General features: G+C 72.5%; 15 protein-coding genes. 7 read left to right on the forward strand and 8 right to left on the reverse strand.

Annotation, left to right across the window (positions count from 1 at the left end; translation table 11 throughout):
• Positions 1 to 43 precede the first annotated feature (43 nt).
• The 3 genes from ACLQ27_RS07820 to ACLQ27_RS07830 form a co-directional block, all read right to left on the reverse strand.
• On the reverse strand, positions 44 to 526 hold the full coding sequence (locus ACLQ27_RS07820) for a helix-turn-helix transcriptional regulator (RefSeq protein WP_374109285.1): 483 nt from the start codon (positions 524 to 526) through the stop codon (positions 44 to 46).
• Between the two features lie 61 nt (positions 527 to 587).
• Positions 588 to 1,547, reverse strand: a complete 960-nt coding sequence (locus ACLQ27_RS07825; RefSeq protein ID WP_425866112.1) for a DNA polymerase domain-containing protein — start codon at positions 1,545 to 1,547, stop codon at positions 588 to 590.
• Positions 1,544 to 3,061 carry an MFS transporter gene (locus ACLQ27_RS07830; protein WP_425866114.1) on the reverse strand — a complete coding sequence of 506 codons (1,518 nt, stop codon included), beginning with the start codon at positions 3,059 to 3,061 and terminating at the stop codon, positions 1,544 to 1,546. Before ACLQ27_RS07830 ends, ACLQ27_RS07825 begins: the two co-directional genes overlap by 4 nt.
• Positions 3,062 to 3,136: 75 nt before the next feature.
• Here ACLQ27_RS07830 and ACLQ27_RS07835 point away from each other — a divergent pair, with 75 nt between their 5' ends.
• The 3 genes from ACLQ27_RS07835 (at position 3,137) to ACLQ27_RS07845 (ending at position 6,469) form a co-directional block, all read left to right on the forward strand.
• The gene (locus ACLQ27_RS07835) at positions 3,137 to 3,571 is read left to right on the forward strand and encodes a winged helix-turn-helix transcriptional regulator (protein ID WP_357495960.1); all 435 of its coding nucleotides are present in this window, start codon (positions 3,137 to 3,139) and stop codon (positions 3,569 to 3,571) included.
• Between the two features lie 100 nt (positions 3,572 to 3,671).
• Positions 3,672 to 4,223: a TetR/AcrR family transcriptional regulator gene (locus ACLQ27_RS07840; protein ID WP_357495958.1), complete on the forward strand. Its 552-nt coding sequence runs from the start codon at positions 3,672 to 3,674 to the stop codon at positions 4,221 to 4,223.
• Between the two features lie 35 nt (positions 4,224 to 4,258).
• On the forward strand, positions 4,259 to 6,469 hold the full coding sequence (locus tag ACLQ27_RS07845) for an MMPL family transporter (protein WP_357495956.1): 2,211 nt from the start codon (positions 4,259 to 4,261) through the stop codon (positions 6,467 to 6,469).
• 123 nt (positions 6,470 to 6,592) lie between these two features.
• Here ACLQ27_RS07845 and ACLQ27_RS07850 read toward each other — a convergent pair whose 3' ends face one another.
• Complete coding sequence (locus tag ACLQ27_RS07850) at positions 6,593 to 7,849, reverse strand: erythromycin esterase family protein (RefSeq protein ID WP_234585927.1); 1,257 nt, start codon at positions 7,847 to 7,849, stop codon at positions 6,593 to 6,595.
• Between the two features lie 100 nt (positions 7,850 to 7,949).
• On the opposite strand from ACLQ27_RS07850, the gene ACLQ27_RS07855 reads away from it, so the two are divergent.
• Positions 7,950 to 8,141, forward strand: a complete 192-nt coding sequence (locus ACLQ27_RS07855) for a DUF2795 domain-containing protein (RefSeq protein ID WP_234585931.1) — start codon at positions 7,950 to 7,952, stop codon at positions 8,139 to 8,141.
• Positions 8,142 to 8,149: 8 nt separating this feature from the next.
• On the opposite strand, the gene erm is transcribed toward ACLQ27_RS07855, so the two are convergent.
• Together erm and ACLQ27_RS07865 are read right to left on the reverse strand one after the other, a co-directional pair.
• The gene (erm, locus tag ACLQ27_RS07860; RefSeq protein ID WP_357495953.1) at positions 8,150 to 8,947 is read right to left on the reverse strand and encodes an ErmE/ErmH/ErmO/ErmR family 23S rRNA (adenine(2058)-N(6))-methyltransferase; all 798 of its coding nucleotides are present in this window, start codon (positions 8,945 to 8,947) and stop codon (positions 8,150 to 8,152) included.
• A 483-nt stretch (positions 8,948 to 9,430) separates the two neighbouring features.
• Positions 9,431 to 10,333: a Gfo/Idh/MocA family protein gene (locus ACLQ27_RS07865; protein WP_425866118.1), complete on the reverse strand. Its 903-nt coding sequence runs from the start codon at positions 10,331 to 10,333 to the stop codon at positions 9,431 to 9,433.
• A gap of 463 nt (positions 10,334 to 10,796) precedes the next feature.
• On the opposite strand from ACLQ27_RS07865, the gene ACLQ27_RS07870 reads away from it, so the two are divergent.
• Positions 10,797 to 11,189 (forward strand): hypothetical protein, encoded by a 393-nt coding sequence (locus ACLQ27_RS07870; protein WP_234585948.1) that lies wholly within the window; start codon positions 10,797 to 10,799, stop codon positions 11,187 to 11,189.
• On the forward strand, positions 11,182 to 11,598 hold the full coding sequence (locus tag ACLQ27_RS07875) for a hypothetical protein (protein ID WP_357495947.1): 417 nt from the start codon (positions 11,182 to 11,184) through the stop codon (positions 11,596 to 11,598). The genes ACLQ27_RS07870 and ACLQ27_RS07875 overlap by 8 nt, the downstream gene beginning before the upstream one ends.
• A gap of 29 nt (positions 11,599 to 11,627) precedes the next feature.
• Here ACLQ27_RS07875 and fabG read toward each other — a convergent pair whose 3' ends face one another.
• A complete protein-coding gene (gene fabG / locus ACLQ27_RS07880) occupies positions 11,628 to 12,386 on the reverse strand; it encodes a 3-oxoacyl-ACP reductase FabG (RefSeq protein WP_234585952.1) in 759 nt (252 codons plus the stop codon).
• 43 nt (positions 12,387 to 12,429) lie between these two features.
• Entirely contained in the window at positions 12,430 to 14,082 is a 1,653-nt protein-coding gene (locus ACLQ27_RS07885; protein WP_357495945.1) for an alpha-amylase family protein, read from the reverse strand.
• A gap of 78 nt (positions 14,083 to 14,160) precedes the next feature.
• Here ACLQ27_RS07885 and ACLQ27_RS07890 point away from each other — a divergent pair, with 78 nt between their 5' ends.
• Complete coding sequence (locus ACLQ27_RS07890) at positions 14,161 to 14,775, forward strand: DUF1349 domain-containing protein (protein WP_357495943.1); 615 nt, start codon at positions 14,161 to 14,163, stop codon at positions 14,773 to 14,775.
• Positions 14,776 to 14,817 lie beyond the last annotated feature (42 nt).

The raw sequence follows: 14,817 nt of genomic DNA on the forward strand, positions 1-14,817 counted from the left end.
TCACGGCCGACGCGGCTCGCCGCGCCGACCCGACCCGTGGCAGTCACGCTAGGGGTGGTGGCGTGACCTGCGCTTCTCGATTCCTGACCGGTCTGGTCACCTGCTTAGCCGTGCACGACGGCAGGCCGGCCGTCGCGAGCGCCGCCTCCCGCCGGTAGGTGCTGGGCGGCACCCCGACCAACTCGGTGAAGCGGGTGCTGAAGGTGCCGAGCGACGAGCAGCCGACCGCGAAACAGACATCGGTGACGCTCAGGTCGCCGCGACGCAGCAGCGCCATGGCGCGCTCCACGCGCCGGGTCATCAAATAGCTGTACGGAGATTCGCCGTAGGCGAGCCGGAACTCCCGACTGAGGTGCCCGGCCGACATGTGGACGCCCCGGGCGAGCGCCTCGACGTCCAGGGGCTGCGCGTACTCCCGGTCGATGCGGTCGCGGACGCGGCGCAGCCGCGCGAGATCGCTCAGGCGCTGGCTCTCGGCGGATCGGCTGGTCACCTGGAAAATCGTGCCACAGACCCCCGACGACATGGGACCGCCGAAGGCGGCGTGCCGTCGCTGATCGGCGCGGCAGCGCGGGGTGCGCGTACCGTCAGCTGGTTTCACGGCGGGCGCGGGCCCGGCGCTTGCCCTCGTGCATAGCCTGCACCCGGGCCACCGGGATGGTCCGGCCCTGGGCGACCAGGTCGGCGGGGAGCGCCTGCGGCGCCGGCATCAGCGCCGCCCACGGGTCGGTCCCGTCGAGCAGCGACGGCACCGTCGCGATGGTGAAGTCCGCAGGGGTCACCTCGGTCAGGTCGGACCAGTCGACCGGGAAGGAGACTGGCAGTCCGGGCCGCAGTCGCGGGCTGTACGCGGCCACGACCGTCGCCCCGCCGGCGCGGGTGGCGTCCACGAAGACCTTCCCGCCCCGGTCTTCCTTGATGTACGCCGTCGTGGCCAGCGCCGGGTCGAGCCGCTCCGCGCGGACGGCGAGCGCCCGGGTGGCGGCGGCCAACTCCTCCGCTGTGGGCTCACCCGTCACCGGGACGAAGACGTGCACGCCCTTGGCGCCGCTGGTCTTGACGGCCCCGGCGAGGCCGGCGTCGGCGAGCGCCTGGCGGACCAGCAGGGCGGCGCCGACGGCAGCGCGGAACCCGTCGCCCTCGGGCGGGTCCAGGTCGAGCACCAGGTGCGTCGGTCGGTGCAGGTCGGCCGCCGTGGCCAGCGTCGGGTGGTACTCGACGGCCCGCTGGTTGGCGAACCAGAGCAGGGTGCGCCGGTCGTCGCAGAGGGCGTACGAGATCTCCCGGTGCGACGCCTCGGCCCAGACCGGCACCCGGCGGACCCACTCCGGGGTGTAGCGGGGCAGGTTCTTCTGCATGAACGGCGGCTGGCCGGGGCGGACCCGGATCACCGACAGCGGCCGGTCCCGCAGCTGCCCGATGAGCGGCTCCCGCACCGCGTCGAGGTAGTCGACCAGGTCACGTTTGGTCGCGCCGTTCCGGTCGGACAGCGGCTGGTCCAGGTTGGTCAGGGCCACGCCGTCGCGGGTCTCGTCAGCCTCACTCACCCGATCACCCTGGCGGCCTCGGCGTCGTCGGTCAACCGGACGCGGCGCTTGGACACCGAACGATTCCGCTGCCCGCCGTCGTCGACCGGCGCATCGACGTCGGGCCGCCGGCCGGCCGGGTGGCGGGGCAGCGTGCCCAGCGCCACCAGCAACGCGGCGAGCACCAGACCGGCGGCCACGGCGTACGCGACCCGGTAGCCGCCGGCCAGCGCCACCGCCTCGGCCCGGCCGGCGGCCCGCAGGCCGTCGCTGCGGGCCGCGGCCAGGGTCGCCAGCGCGGCCAGGCCGACCGCCCCGCCGACCTGCTGGGTGGTGTTGGCCAACCCGGACGCCAGCCCGGCGTCGGCGTCGGTCGCGCCGACCATGGCCAGTGTGGTGACCGACGGCAGGGTCAGGCCGCCGGCCACTCCGAAGACCACCAGAGCGGGGAGTACGTCGGGGAGGTAGCTGCCGTCGGCGGGCAACCGGGCCAGCAGCAGGAAGCCGACTGTCGCGAGGCTCAACCCGGCCAGCAGCACGTTGCGGGCGCCCCACCTGCCGATCAGCCGACCGGCCAGGCCGAGCGACACCACGGCGATCACGACCGGGGTGGGCAGGAACGCCCAGCCGGTGGCCGCCGCGTCCAGTCCGAGCACGAGTTGCAGCTCGACGGCGAGCAGGAACTGGAAGCCGAAGAACGCGGCGACCACGAGGAACTGCACCGCGTTGGCCGCCACCAGGCCCGGCACGCGCAGCACCCGCGCCGGCAGCAGCGGGGTCGCCGCCACCTGTTGGCGTACGGCGAAACCGCCGAGCAGCAGCGCCGCGAGCACCGCCGCCCCGAGGGTCCGCGGGCTGGTCCAGCCGTGCTCACCGGTCCCCACGATGCCCAGCACGGCGGCCATCAGGCCGGCGGTGGCGAGCAGGGCTCCGGGCAGGTCGAGGCCGGCCCGCAGGCCGATGCCCCGTTCGGCGGGGAGTTGGCGGACGGCGGCGAGCAGGATCGCGGCCCCGATCGGCAGGTTCACCAGGAAGATCGAACGCCAGCCGGCCAGCTCGGTGAGCACCCCGCCGGCGACCGTGCCGATCGTGGCGCCGGCCGCCCCGGTGAAGCTGAAGACGGCGATGGCGCGGGCCCGCTCGACCGACTCCGGATAGAGCCGGACGATCATGCCGAGGCTGACCGCCATGGCGAGCGCGCCGCCGACGCCCTGGCCGAACCGCGCGGCGACGAGCACTGCCGGTCCGGTGGCCGTCGCGCAGGCCAGCGAGGCGAGGGTGAACAGCACGACGCCGGCCAGGAAGACCCGACGTCGGCCGAGCAGGTCGCCCAGGCGGCCGGCGAGCAGCAGCAGCCCGCCGAACGCCACCAGGTAGGCGTTGACCACCCAGGCCAGTCCGGCGGCGGTGAAGCCCAGGTCGCGTTGCACCGACGGCAGGGCCACCGACACGACACTGCCGTCCAGGATGATCATCAGGCTGCCGGCGCAGAGCACGAGCAGGGCCGGCCAGCGGGCCGGGTCGGTACGGTTCATCGCACGCCTCCTTGGTGCACGGTTTGTTACCGAGGTCATCGTCTGTGACCATGAGCCGGAGCGGAAGGAGGCACTGTGATGTCCCAGAGGAACAGCGATGTGTCCGCGCAGGTCGAGGCGGAGTTCACCTGCGCCGCCGGGAACGTGCCGTTCACCCCCGGGCAGGCCAGGGCGTGCACCGTCCGCGAGGTGCTGGACCGGGTCGGCGGCAAGTGGAGCATCGGCATCCTGGTGGCCGCGTCGAACGGCCCGGTGCGCTTCACCGAGTTGGAGCGGCACATCGAGGGCATCAGCCGCCGGATGCTCACCCTGACCCTGCGCAACCTGGAGCGCGACGGCCTGCTGCACCGCACGGTCTATCCGACCGTCCCGCCGAAGGTGGAGTACACGGCCACGCCGATGGCGCTGGAGTTGTACGAGTCGCTGGTGGCGCTGACCAGTTGGGCCGAACGGCACCGCCGCGCCATCGCCGAGGCGCGGACCAGGTACGACACCGAGCACGCCGGCTAAACCGGAACGCGGTGTGGGGAACGCCACCACCTCTTTCTGACCGATCGGTCAGGGTCTGACCGATCGGTCAGGCATGCTGGTTCACGGAGGTGGACCGGTGATGGCCAGAGCGGTGTCCGAGACGCACGGCGAGATCCTCGCCGCAGCGGCGCGACGGTTCGCGGTGACCGGCTACCGGGGCACCTCGTTGCAGGACATCGCCCGCGAGGTCGGCTGCTCCAAGGCCACCGTGCTCTACCACTTCGCCAACAAGGAAGCCCTGCTCGCCGAACTGATGGCACCCGCGATCGGCGTACTGCGCGACCTCGACGACCAGCTCGCCGGCCGGACCGGCGCGGCCGCCCAGGAACTCGCCGCGGCGGGCTTCGTCGACCTCGCCGTCCGGTTCCGGCGGGAGATCGCGGTGCTGCGCGGCGAGTTCCCCGAGCTGCTGTGCCAGCCGGCGTTCGCGCACATCCAGGAGATCTCCGACCGGCTGCGCGACGCGTTGGCCGGGCACTCCGACCGACCGGGCGCCCGGATCGCCGCGCTGGTGCTGCTGGCCGGCATCTCCGAGGCGTGCGCCGAGTTCGCCGACATCCCCGACGACGAACTGCGCGCCGCCCTGCTCGCCCTCGTGCGGCGGGCCGTCGAACCCGTCGACGCACCCTGACCCACCCACCCACGACCCGAGGACAAGGACTCCTGATGGCCACCCTGCTCTACCGGCTCGGCCGGGGCGCGTTGCGCCGGCGACGACTCGTCGTCGCGCTCTGGCTCGTCGTACTCGTCGGCGCCGGCCTGGCCGCGGCGACCCTGCGCGGCCCGACGGCGAGCAACTTCACCATGCCCGGCACCGAGAGCCAGCGCGCGCTCGACCTGCTCGCCGAGCAGTTCCCGGCGGCCAGCGGCGCGACCGGCACCATCGCGGTCAAGGCGCCCGGAGACGGCCAACTCGGCACTCCACAGGGTCAGGCAGTGGTGCAGGAGCTGGTCCAGCAGGCCGGGACGCTGCCCGGCGTGGTCGGTGCGGTCAACCCGCTCCAGGTCGGCGCCGTCTCGCCCGACGGCCGGTACGCGCTGGTCCAGGTCCAGTTCGCCACCGGCGCGGACGAGGTGACCGACGACCAGAAGGCCGCGTACGAAGAGGTCGGCGCGGCGGCGAAGGCACAGGGTTGGCAGGTCGCCCCGGGCGGCGAGGTGCTGGGCGGCGAGCCGGAGATCGGCTCGACCGAGGCGCTCGGCGTCGTGGTCGCCGCGATCGTCCTGATCATCACCTTCGGCTCGTTGGTGGCCGCCGGGATGACCATGCTCAACGCGCTGATCGGCGTGGGCGCCGGCATGGCCGGACTGTTCGCGCTGAGTGGCGTCGTCGAGTTGACCAGCACGGCGCCGATCCTGGCGCTGATGCTCGGCCTCGCCGTCGGCATCGACTACTCGCTGTTCATCACCTCCCGGCACCGGCAGAACCTGCTCGACGGCCTGCCCCCGGACGAGGCCGTCGGCCGGGCCGTGGGCACCGCCGGCTCCGCAGTCGTCTTCGCGGGCGCCACAGTGGTCATCGCGCTCGCCGGCCTGGCCGTGGTGGACATCCCGTTCCTCACCGTGATGGGTCTCGCCGCCGCCGGCACCGTCACCGTGGCCGTGCTCGTCGCCATCACCCTCGCGCCGGCGCTGCTCGGCTTCGCTGGACGTCGGGTCCTCCCCCGCCGGCTGCGCACCGTCTCCACCGACGAGACCGCTGCCTCCGACGACGCACCGACCACCGAGACGAACGCCGCCACCGAGGACCAGTCCCGGTTCGGCTTCCGCTGGGCGCGGTTCGTCACGCGGTTCCGCGTACCCGTCATCCTGGTCGGCCTGCTCGGCCTGGGGCTGCTCGCGCTGCCCACGCCGGACATGCGGCTGGCGCTTCCGGACGCGTCGACGGCGGCCGTCGGCTCGCCGGCCCGGGTGTCGAACGACCTGATCACCGAGGGCTTCGGCGCGGGCTTCACCGGCCGACTGGCGGTCGTCGTCGCCGGTGACTCGCCGCAGGCCACCTCGGCCGCCGTGCCGCAGGTCACCGCGCTGCTCCAGCGCACCGAGAACGTGCTCGCGGTGGCGCCCGCCCAGCTCAGCCCGGACGGCCGGACGGCACTGCTCGGCGTCGTGCCGAAGACCGGCCCGACCGACGAGGCCACCGAGACGCTGGTGCACGACATCCGCGACTCGGTGGGCGGGATCCGCGACGCGGACGTGCTGCTCACCGGCGTCACCGCGATCGGCATCGACGTGTCCGAGAAGCTCTCCGACGCGCTGCCGGTCTACCTGCTGCTGGTGGTGGGGCTCTCGGTCCTGCTGCTGATGCTGGTGTTCCGCTCGCTGCTGGTGCCGGTCAAGGCCGCGCTGGGCTTCCTGCTCACCGTCGCCGCCACGTTCGGCATCACGGTGGCGGTGTTCCAGCAGGGGCACCTCGCCGACCTGGTGGGCCTGGACACGCCCGGCCCGCTGATCAGCTTCCTGCCGATCCTGCTCATCGGCATCCTGTTCGGGCTCGCGATGGACTACGAGGTGTTCCTGGTTTCCCGGATGCGCGAGGACTTCGTGCACGGCGAGACCGCCCGGCAGGCCACGATCAGCGGCATGGGGCACGGCGCCCGGGTGGTCACCGCCGCCGCGTTGATCATGATCTCGGTGTTCGGGGGCTTCGTCTTCCTCGACGACCCGGTGATCAAGTCGATGGGCTTCGCGCTGGCCATCGGCGTGGCGATCGACGCCTTCGTGGTCCGGATGACCATCGTCCCGGCCGTGATGTCCCTGCTCGGTGACCGCGCCTGGTGGCTGCCCCGCTGGCTCAACCGGGCCCTGCCCAACGTCGACATCGAGGGCGAAGGCCTGCGCGAACACCTGACCGAGGCAACCCCGACCCGGGTCTGACCTGACCCACCTCGCGGTCGATCATGGAGTTGCGGTGCCCGTTGGACCCCGTTTGGGAGCCTTCGTCCGGCACCACAACTCCATGATCGACCCGCCCGGGCGCGGCCTCGGCGCGGCGGGTTTTTACACGCCGGCTGGGTACGTCTCCATTTCGCCGGGGACGGCGGGGACCGCCAGCGGATGCAGGGCCGTCGTCTCGTCGCACCAGATGAAGGCGTCGTAGCGGTCGCCCAGCCGGGTCGGCACGTAGTTGCCCCACGACTCGAAGGACGGGTCGTAGACCACCCCGATCGCCCGGTGATCAGCCGGTTCGGTGACCCAGCCCGGCTGGTCGTCGCCGCCGAAGACGAGCACCGCCCGCTCCGGCATCAGCTCGTGCAACCGCCGCTCCACCGAACCCTCCCGCGCCGGCGGCACCACCATCGCCTCCGACGGCGAGCCCCAGCGGGGAGCGGCGATCACCGTGCCCCGGTAGGTGCCGAACCCGACCAACGCCACCGCGTCGTCGCCGTGCCGCTCGCGGGCCAACTGACCGATGTTGACCATGCCGTCGGCGGCCATGTCGGTGGCCCGCGCATCCCCCACGTGCGTGTTGTGCGCCCAGACGATCCCGCGGGCGTCCGGGCCGTAGCGTTGCAGCAGCCGGTCCAGGGTGTCCTGCATGTGGGTGTCGCGGATGTTCCACGAGTCCGGTCCGCCGGCCACCATCGCCCGGTAGTAACGCTCCGCGCCGGCCACCACCTCCGCGTTCTGCCAGGCAGAGAAGCGGTCCGGGCCGTCCGACATGGCCTGTTCCCGGGTACGCGCCAGCAGCCGCACGACCTCCTCCTCGCAGCGGGCCGAGACGAAGCGGCTGGCCGCGCCGTACTCCTCGACCCGCTTGCCGTACGGCTCGAAGCACCGGTACGCGTCCTGCGCCGCCTCCAGCGAGGTCGGGTCCTCCTCCCCCAGATAGTCGAAGATCGCCTGCATCGACTCCCAGAGGCTGTACACGTCGAGCCCGTGGAAGCCCGCCCGCCCGTCCTGGGGCCGCTCCAGGTTCCACGCCCGCAGCCAGCGACAGAACCGGGCCACCTCGGCGTTCGCCCACATCCAGGTCGGCCACCGTTCGAAGCGCTCCAGCGCCGTCTGTGGATCGAGGGCCCCGCCCGGCGCGGCGGTGACCGAGCGGTGCACCCGGTCGCAGTCCGGCCAGTCGCCCTCCACTGCCACGAACGAGAAGCCGCACTCCGCGATCAGCCGACGGGTGAGCTGCTCGCGCAGCCGGTAGTAGTCGTAGCTGCCGTGGGTGGACTCGCCGATCATCACCACCCGGGCGTCCCGGACGCGCTCCAGCAACGGGTCGAAGTCGCTCGGTGCGCCGAGCCGCTGAACCAGCATGGCAGCGGCTACCCGGCGGTCGCGCCGACAAACCGTCGGCGCGTCGCCCACCGACACGCCGTGAGCGTGTACGGGAGCGGCGAGCGGGTAGCCGAACGGCATGACCGTCACCGGCGTGCAATTGCAGGAGTACCTGGCCGGGCTCGACTACCCGGTCTCCCGCGAGGACCTCGTCCGTTGGGGGCAGGAGAACGGGGCCAGCACGGCCATGTTGCAGATGTTGCAGGCGTTGCCGGCCGAACAGTTCGAGTCGCCGGCCGAGCTGAGCGAGGCGCTGACCACCCTCGCCTGACCGACGGCTCACCGCGCGTGCAGCAGCCGGAACAGCACCAGCCACTGCTCCGGCCAGACGTACCCCACGGGGGTGTCCGACGCGATCCGGGTCGCGCGCAGGGCGGCCGCGACCCGCGCCGGCGGGTGGTGCCGGCGCAGGGTCGCGGCGAGCGAGCCGCCGACGCCCTCGAAACCCCACCCCACGAGCCTTCGGTACGCCGGCAGAGCCGCCGCCGGCAGCAGCGGCTCCGGCCGCCGCTCGATGCGCAGGATCCCGGCGTCGACCGCCGGCACCGGCCGAAACGCGGTACGTGGCACCCGCCCCGCCAGCCGCCACCCGAACTCCGGCCAGGTCGAGACGGTCAGCCGCGTCCACCGGCCGTAGTCGCCGCTGCGGCGGCGGGCGTACTCCAGTTGGGTGAGCAGTGTCGCGGACCGCAACCGGGGCGCGGCGAGGCACCACCGCACCACGGCGGAGGTCAGCGACCAGGGGATGTTGCCGACCACCGCGAACGGCTCCGGTGGCGGCTCGGCGGCCAGGAAGTCGGCCTGCCGGTGCTCCACGTTGGACAGCTCCCCGCAGACGGCGGCCAGCGCGTTGCGGACGCCAGGGTCCACCTCGTACGCCGTCAGCCGCCCACACCGGGCGGCGAGGGGTCGGGTGAGCTGCCCCCGGCCCGCGCCGACCTCCAGCAGGAGCCCGGCCGGATCGGGGTCGGCGGCACGGACCACCCGCTGGACGGCCGCGCGGTCGACGAGAAAGTTCTGGCTGAGTACGCGACGGGACCTGTCGCGTTCGGTTGATCGGATCGGGCGAGGCGCCACGGGTCGTCGTCCTGTCTGTCGCCGCTCGGCGACGGGCTGGACAGGCAGCAGGAATTGCCGGACCTGTCCGAGTGGATCGGGACTCGGACGGCCCTGGACGATGCGCGGGTACGCGAAGACGAGGCGACAGCCTCGTGCCGTGGCGAAGGATCAGCGGCGGCGGGGCGACAGCCCCGGCGCACCGCGAAGTGGACCGATCAGCGGCAGGTCACGTCCCAGCCCGTCAGGGCCGGACGCCGGACGCGCGGACGGGACACCAGCAGGGCACCCCAGGCGGCCGGCGTACCGACCCCCTCGATCAGGGCATGCGTGATCATGGCCCCCACCCTACCGACCCCCACCCCACCCACCCCACCCATTTCCCCACCGGCTTGGCGCGGTGATCATGAAGTTATTGCCATGACACGCCGGGCGGGGTGGCAATAACTTCATGATCAACCGGGGCGGGCAGGGGGTGGGGCCCGGCGGGTGGGGTGGGGTGGGTTACGGGAGGGGGATGGTGCGGGATTCGGTGCGGGCGGTTTCGGCGGCGGCGAGGATCGCGACTACCTCGCGGCCGAAGCGGACGTCGCAGCGGTGGTCGCGGGTGCCGGTCCGCACCTGCTCGACGAGCTGGTCGATCGCGACACCGAACGCCGTGTCGGCGTCGTTCTCGCCGACCGGGACGGTCTCGATCCCGTTCTCGCCGTAGAACACGAACTCCCGGGCCGTCGCCTCACGAGGGGCGTCCAGGGACAGCGAGGCGCTGCTGGTGGCACCGCCGTCGTGGGTGAGCAGCAGGTGCACCATCCCGCTCGGCCCGTCCATCGCCGCCACCTGGGTCACCCGCCCCAGCACCGGCAGGAGGATCGAGAGCGCGTGCGGGGCGATGTCCCAGAGTGCGCCGTGCTCGCGACGCCACAGGGAGCCGCCGTACGGGCTGCCCTCCTGGAAGATCGACGCGAAGGCGGTGGTACGGCCGTGCTGCCAGCCGCCGGCGGCGGCGGTCGCGGCGAGGAACGCGGTGACGTTCGGCTGGAACCGCTGGGTGAAGAACACGACCGAGGCGACCCCGGACGCCTCGGCGGCGGCGACGACCCGGTCGGCGTCCTCGACGGAGAGCGCCAGCGGTTTGTCCAGCAGCAGGTGACGGCCGGCGGTGGCGGCCCGGACCGCGATGTCGGCCTGAACGTCCGGCGGCAGCGCGACAGCGATCGCCTCACACTGCTCGATCAGCGCGTCGACCTCGGCGTAGGCGGGCACCCCGTACCGCTCGGCCAGCGCGGAAGCCCGCTCGGGGTTACGCCCCCACACGCCTACCAGTTCCGCGTCCGGGTGTGCGTGCAGCGCCTTACCGTGCGTCTCGATCGCCCAGTGACCGGTGCCGAACAAACCGAACCGCAGCACGTGTACCTCCGCTGTCTCCCCGCACCGTGGCGACGCCACGGACGTGATCCACGCTAGTCGCCCCACCGGGCCCACCGGCGGCGGGTCGCCAACCAGGGCAGCCCAATGCCCCCGTACCCGGGAGGAACGAACCAACCGACGGGTGCCGTCGCCCGGCGGGACGACCACTCCCCCTTGATCGCGCTCGATCCAGGATCCAGTGGCCTCGTTCGCGCCCGAAGCCACTACTTCCCGGATCGAGCACGATCTTGGCCCCGGGGGACCGGGCGGGCGGACCGGGCGGGGCGGGCGAGCGGTGCGGGCGAGCCGGGCGGGGCGTGGTGCCCCACTCATGGGGCAGCTCGACAGGGGCCGCACACCCCTCGGCGACCCGCCGCGGGCGCGGCGGCCGGGCAGCGTGACTTGGGTACTACGACGGTTAGTAGGCTGTGCCGGTGACCGAGGCAACGACCAGGTGGGGCCGATGACGAGCGCGGCAGCCGACTCGCCGGTGGACGGGCTCCTCGCGACGGCGTCGATCGTGCTCTCGCTGCTCGTCGCCGTGTGGGCGCTGGTCGCGGCGGTACGCCACCGGCCACCGGACCGGGTGCAGTTCGCCGGTCTGGCCGTACTGGAGGTGGCACTGCTCGCGTTGGGGGTGCTGGCCCTGGTCGCGGTCGGTGGCGGGGACCGGCCGGGCGAGCCCGGCGCGTTCTACGGCTACCTGGCCACGCTCGTCTGCCTGCCGCCGCTGGCGTGGGTGCTGGCCCGGATGGAGCCGACCCGCTGGGGGTCGGCGATCGTCTGCGCGGTCTGCCTGGTCGCACCGGTAGTGGTGGTCCGGCTGCAGCAGACCTGGGAGGTCCTCGGTGGTTGAGACACGACCGGTCCGACGCGCCACGAACGCCGGTCCGGGGCGGCTGCTGATCGCGGTCTACCTGCTCTTCGCCATCGCGGCGACCAGCCGGGCAGGTCTGCAGATCGCCACCAAGTTCGACGAGGCGCCGGTGGCGTACCTGCTCTCCGCCCTGGCCGCGCTCATCTACATCGTGGCCGCGGTGGGTCTGGCCCGCGCCGGGCACACCGGCCGACGGGTGGCGCTGGCCTGTTGCTCGGTGGAGTTGGTCGGGGTCGTCGCCGTCGGCATCCTCAGCGTTGTCGACAAGGACCTGTTCCCCGACGAGACGGTGTGGTCGCAGTTCGGCAGCGGGTACGGCTACATCCCGCTGGTGCTGCCGGTGCTCGGCCTGTTCTGGCTCTGGCGCACCCGCCGCGACCCGGCCTGACCGGCCGGGCCGCGTGACGAGGGCGCGCGTCAGGCCCGTGGGCCGCCGGCGACGTAGATGACCTGCCCGGAGACGAAGCCCGCCCCCTCACTGGCCAGGAACGAGATGGTGTGCGCGACGTCCTCCGGGCGACCCGGGCGACGGACCGGGATCTCGGCGGCGGCGTGCTTCTGGAGGTCGTCGAAGTCGACCTTCATCCGGGCGGCGGTGGCGGCGGTCATGTCGGTGACGATGAAGCCCGGCGCGACCGCGTTGACCGTCACCCCGAACGGGCCCAGCTCGATGGCGAGCGTCTTGGTGAAGCCCTGGAGGCCCGCCTTGGCCGCGGCGTAGTTCGCCTGGCCGCGGTTGCCCAGGGCGGACGTGCTGGACAGGTTGACGATCCGCCCCCACTTGCGGTCCACCATGTGCTTCTGCGCGGCCTGGCTGAACAGGAACGCGCCGCGCAGGTGCACACCCATGACCGTGTCCCAGTCGGCGTTGGTCATCTTGAACAGCAGGTTGTCGCGGAGCACACCCGCGTTGTTGACCAGCACCGTGGGGGCGCCCAGCTCGGCGGCGACCCGCTCGACGGCCGCCTCGACCTGCTCCCGGTCGGACACGTCGGCGCCCACGCCGAGCGCACGGCCGCCCGCGCCGACGATGGCGTCCACCGTCTCCTTGGTGGCGGCCTCCTCGATGTCGACCACGGCGACGGCCATCCCGTCGGCGGCCAACCGCCGGGCGGTGGCCGCGCCGATACCGCGCGCGGCTCCGGTGACGATGGCGACGCGGGGCTCCTCCGACATGATTACCTCCCGGTAACGTGGGGTCGATCGGAGGAGCTTAACGTCAGAACCCCCGGCCCCGGCATAGGCGAATCCACCGGTATCCGTACCCGGAGACCTTCACCGCGCCGAGCTTGCCCAGCTCGCCGTAGCCACGGTCGGCGAGCACGTCGATCGGCAGATCGGCCTCCGGTTCGAGGCTGCTCAGGTCCACCTCGACGTCATCGGTGCCCAGGTTGTGCACGAAGACCATCGTCCCGGTCGGCCCGTCCGCCCGGTGCGCCAGCACCCCGGCCGGCATCGCCACGTCGATGTGGGTGGTCGAGCCGGAGCCGATCTCGGGGGCCTCCCGCAGGGTCCGGATCATGCGCTCGAACCAGGCCAGCAGCGACTTCGGGTCGTTGCGCTGGGCGGTGACGTTGACGTTCTGGTAGCCGAACTCACCCTTGTCGAGCACCGGGCGGACCAGCTTCTCCGGGTCCGCGGTGGAGAAGCCGGCATTCGGCTGGTACGACCACTGCATCGGGGTACGGATCGCCTCCCGACCGGGCAGCGACAGGTCCTCGCCCATCCCGATCTCCTCGCCGTAGCGCAGCACCGGCGTGCCGCGCATCGAGAACTGCAGGGCGTACGCCAGCTCGATGCGCCGCCGGTCGTTGCCGAGCATCGGGGCGAGCCGGCGACGGATGCCCCGGTCGTAGATGCGCATGTTCTCGTCCGGGCCGAACTGCTCGTACACCTGGTTGCGCTGTTCGGTGGTCAACCGGGACAGGTCGATCTCGTCGTGGTTGCGCAGGAACGTCGCCCACTGCCCACCGACGGGCAGCTTCGGGGTGTCGCGCAACGCCTCGATCAGCGACTCCGGGTCCTGCCGGGCCAGGGCGAGCATGAGCCGGCCGTTGAGCATGAAGTCGAAGAGCATGTGGATGCGGTTGCCCGAGCCGCTGGTGTCGCCGAAGAACGTCGGCAGTTGGTCCGGCTCGACGTTCGCCTCGGCCAGCAGGACGGCGTCGCCGCGCCGCCACTGGACGTGCTGGCGCATCTCGGTGAGGAACTCGAAGTCCTTCGGCGAGTTCGGGTTGCCCGGCTCGGTCAGCTCGATGATGAACGGCACGGCGTCCATCCGGAAACCGGAGACCCCGAGCTGGAGCCAGAACGACATGATCTTCTTGACCTCGGCCCGGACCTGCGGGTTGGCGAAGTTGAGGTCCGGCTGGAACTTGTAGAACCGGTGGTAGAACCAGGCCTTGGCCGTCCGGTCGTAGCTCCAGGTCTCCTTCTGCTCACCGGGGAAGACCATGCCCTGGTGCCGGTCGTCCGGCTCGGTGTCGGACCAGACGAACCAGTCGCGGTACGGCGAGTCCGGCGACGAGCGGGCGGACTGGAACCACGGGTGCTCGTCGGACGTGTGGTTGACCACCAGGTCGATGATCACGCGGATGCCCCGGTTCTGCGCCTGGTGCAGCAGCTCGGCGAAGTCGCCGAGGGTGCCGAAGCGCGGGTCCACGTTGTAGAAGTCGGTGACGTCGTAACCGTCGTCGCGGTTGGGTGACGGGTGGATCGGGTGCAGCCAGAGGCAGGTCACGCCCAGCCGGGCCAGATAGTCCAACCTTCCGATCAGCCCACGGATGTCACCGACCCCGTCACCGTCGGAGTCGGCGTACGTGTCGATGTCGAGGCAGTAGACGACGGCTTCGGAATACCAACGGTCACCCATGCCGGAGGAACATCTCCGGTCGATCACCGCGGCAAACCCGGGCGTCGGGGCCGGGCGGGGTTGGTTACCGTGCCGGTTATGGAGATCGACCTCGTACCGCCGAGCGAACCGTTGGACTGGGCCCGGGGCGTCTGGCTGCACCCGCCGGTCCGCGCCGCGCAAGGCCCGGCCGGCGAGCTGGTCGTCGAGGCCGGTGCGGAGACGGACTTCTGGCGGCGGACCAGCTACGGCTTCGTCCACGACAACGGGCCCGCCCTGCTGGCGCCGCTGCCGGTCGGCGCCGCCATGGAGGTGAGCTTCGTCCTCGACTTCTCGGCGCAGTTCGACCAGGCCGGCGTGCTGGTCCGCGTCGACGAGGGGACGTGGGTCAAGGCGGGCGTCGAGGTCAGCGACGGCGAGTCCCAGCTCGGCGCGGTGGTGACCAGGGAGTTCTCCGACTGGTCGGTGTCCCCGGTCCCCGGCTGGGCCGGCCAGGAGGTGACCGTGCGGGTCAGCCGCGCCGGCGACGCGCTGACCGTACGGGCCCGGGTCGCGGACGCGGCCTGGCGACTGGTCCGCCTCGCTCCGCTGGACCCGGCGGCCGAGGCGATGGCCGGCCCGTTCTGCTGCGCGCCGACGCGCGCCGGTCTCACCGTGGTGTTCACCGGCTGGCGGCAGGGCCCGGCCGACACCGCGCTGCACCCGGAGGGCTGACCCGGCCGGCGTGGCAGGGCTCACGCGCAGGTGTGTGCCGCC

The organism is Micromonospora sp. DT63 (assembly GCF_049841615.1).
Taxonomy (GTDB): Bacteria; Actinomycetota; Actinomycetes; order Mycobacteriales; family Micromonosporaceae; genus Micromonospora.